Origin of the sequence: Fulvivirga aurantia, from assembly GCF_009711475.1 — a bacterium.
GTDB classification, from domain to species: Bacteria; Bacteroidota; Bacteroidia; order Cytophagales; family Cyclobacteriaceae; genus Fulvivirga; species Fulvivirga aurantia.
This window is the reverse complement of the sequence record NZ_SMMD01000426.1, coordinates 1-2,653: the sequence shown is the minus strand read 5'-3', so window position 1 is coordinate 2,653 and position 2,653 is coordinate 1. Positions and strand designations below refer to the sequence as shown.

Below are 2,653 nucleotides of genomic sequence, written 5' to 3'. Positions count from 1 at the left end.
GTCTCCATCAGACACTACATATTCTTTTCCTTCTATAGCAATCTTACCAGCCTCTTTACAAGCTACTTCTGTTTTATAGTTTTGATAATCGTCTAGTTTGATTACCTCAGCCTTAATAAAGCCTTTTTCAAAATCTGTATGTATCACACCAGCCGCCTGGGGTGCTTTCCAACCTTTTCTGATCGTCCAGGCTCTTACTTCTGTCGGGCCGGCTGTAAAGTATGTGATCAAATCTAAGATGGTATAAGCGGCACGTATTAATTTGCTTAATCCTGACGTTTTTAGGCCATATTCAGCTAAAAACATCTCTCGCTCTTCTTTATCTTCTAGCTCTGCAATTTGGGCTTCAATCGAAGCAGAAACAACTACTACCTGAGCATTTTCATCTTTTACAGCATCTTTAAGCTTCTCAACGTGGGCATTACCATCAGGAAGTGCAGTTTCTTCAACATTAGCCACGTAGATTACAGGCTTAGCTGTGAGTAATTGTAAATCCTGAACGATCTTTCTATCTTCTTTATCTACTTCCAGCGTACGTGCGTTGTTTCCGGACTCAAGATGATCTTTGTACTTCTGAAGCACAGCAAGCTCCTTTTTAGCCTTGGCGTCACCAGTTTTAGCTATCTTTTCTATACGCTGTATTTTCTTATCGATCGACTCAAGGTCTTTGATCTGAAGCTCTACATCGATAACACCTTTATCGGTAACTGGGTCAACCTTACCATCAACATGTACAATGTTGTCGTCTTCAAAGCACCTTACTACATGAGCGATGGCATCTACTTCTCTAATATTAGCCAGAAACTGATTTCCCAGACCTTCACCCTTACTTGCACCTTTTACAAGACCCGCAATATCAACAAACTCAATAGTGGTAGGTAACACTTTTTGAGGGTTTACTAATTCTTCCAGTATCGTTAATCTTTCATCAGGGACAGTAATTACGCCCACATTTGGTTCGATTGTACAAAAAGGAAAGTTAGCTGCTTCTGCCTTATTATTTGAGATTGCGTTAAATAGTGTGGACTTACCAACATTAGGGAGACCAACAATTCCACATTTAAGAGCCATGTAAATTTATTTTTTCTGTACTTTAAAAATTCTATAACTTTTGTAGCCTTCGTACAGTTCTGAGGTAGAAACCCGCACTACCGTATAAACCGGTATCGCAGCAATCATACCAGGAATACCTGCCAGCGAAGCGCCTGCAAATATAATTATAAAAATTTCCAAAGGGTGAGCTTTTACGCTTTTTGAGAAAATGAGTGGTTGCAATAGAATATTATCTACCACCTGTACGGCTCCAAAAACCGAGGCGATCTTGATGATCAGTATTAAGTAGTCTTGTGTATAGACCAAGTCAGTACCGGTGGAAATACCCACGATCACCCCAAAAGTTGCCCCTAATATTGGCCCTAAATAAGGTATAAGATTAGCCACAGCAGCAAATAAAGCTATAGTGAGCGCATACTTTATACCCAGTATGCTCAAACCCAGAGAGGCCATACTAAAAATAGATACCATCTGGATTAATAGACCCACCAGATAATTAGACAATAGCCTTTCAATTTTATTGTAGGCAGCAATTGTAACTTCAAAATAACGATTAGGAATGAAGGATATGAGCTTTTTTCTCATACTACCCATCTCATAGAGCAAAAAGAAAGAAATAAAGCTTACTGCTATAACTCCAACAAAAAAACTGCCCGTGAAAGACAAAATCTGATTGAGAATATTGCCTATTTTGATATTAGAAATGATATTGATAATATTCTCCTTGAGACTATTCACGATGAATCCTTCCTTCTCATTGGTCAGTTGAGATTCAATCAAATACGCTTCAAAGTTCTGAAGAGGAATTGTAACTCTCCCATAGAGTTCTTCGAAATCAACCTTGCTTATTACTTCTATCTGCTCACTAATGAGAGGAATAAATAGAATAATGAAAGAAACAATCAAGAGAATAAAGATTACATAGCTTGTAATCACAGCCAGTAACCTGGGGATCTTTATATTATAAATCTGAGCTGTAGCTATATAATGTGTAAGAGGTCTTAAGAGTGAGCTTACTACAATCGCCAGGGCTATATAAATAAAAATGTCGATAAAAAGCCACGCAAGTAAGACGAATGCAGCGAAGAAAAGAGCTATAAAAAGAATTGTACGCATACGAAAGTAAGACTCTTGCTAAGATATCGATTTTATTAAAGCACACAAGTCACAACAACCAACAGCCGATATGTACTCAAAAAAAATGCCCTCGATAGTTCGAAGGCACACTTCACAATTTATGACTATTTAGATCAATCCCACTTTAGATCTGATTCTACGTTAGCCGTTTCTGAGTTTTCTGTTACTTCAGATGGTCTGTCAAACTCTGTAAAATCTACATCAGGAAGCAATTCTTCCTTCACATGGTTTACAGTATTGCTTAGTGCGTTTACAAACTTGTTAAAATCTTCCTTGTACAGAAAAATCTTATGTTTTTCGTAGGTATAACCGTCATCTTTGTACCTTCTCTTACTTTCTGTGATCGTAAGATAATAGTCGTTCGACCTCGTAGCCTTCACATCGAAGAAATATGTTCTTTTACCAGCTCTTACTCTTTCAGAATAAATTTCTTCTCTTTCATTATTATTATTCTCTTCCACAA

The 2,653-nt window shown here is 37.5% G+C and carries 3 protein-coding genes; all 3 read right to left on the bottom strand.

Going from position 1 to position 2,653, the window contains the following annotated elements; genetic code table 11:
* A partial coding sequence (gene ychF, locus E1176_RS02585) for a redox-regulated ATPase YchF (RefSeq protein WP_155209019.1) occupies positions 1 to 1,071 on the bottom strand: 1,071 nt, incomplete at its 3' end.
* 6 nt (positions 1,072 to 1,077) lie between these two features.
* Positions 1,078 to 2,169, bottom strand: coding sequence for an AI-2E family transporter (locus E1176_RS02580; protein ID WP_155209018.1), 1,092 nt, complete (start codon positions 2,167 to 2,169; stop codon positions 1,078 to 1,080).
* A gap of 134 nt (positions 2,170 to 2,303) precedes the next feature.
* Positions 2,304 to 2,651: a DUF3276 family protein gene (locus E1176_RS02575; RefSeq protein ID WP_185152576.1), complete on the bottom strand. Its 348-nt coding sequence runs from the start codon at positions 2,649 to 2,651 to the stop codon at positions 2,304 to 2,306.
* Positions 2,652 to 2,653: the final 2 nt, after the last annotated feature.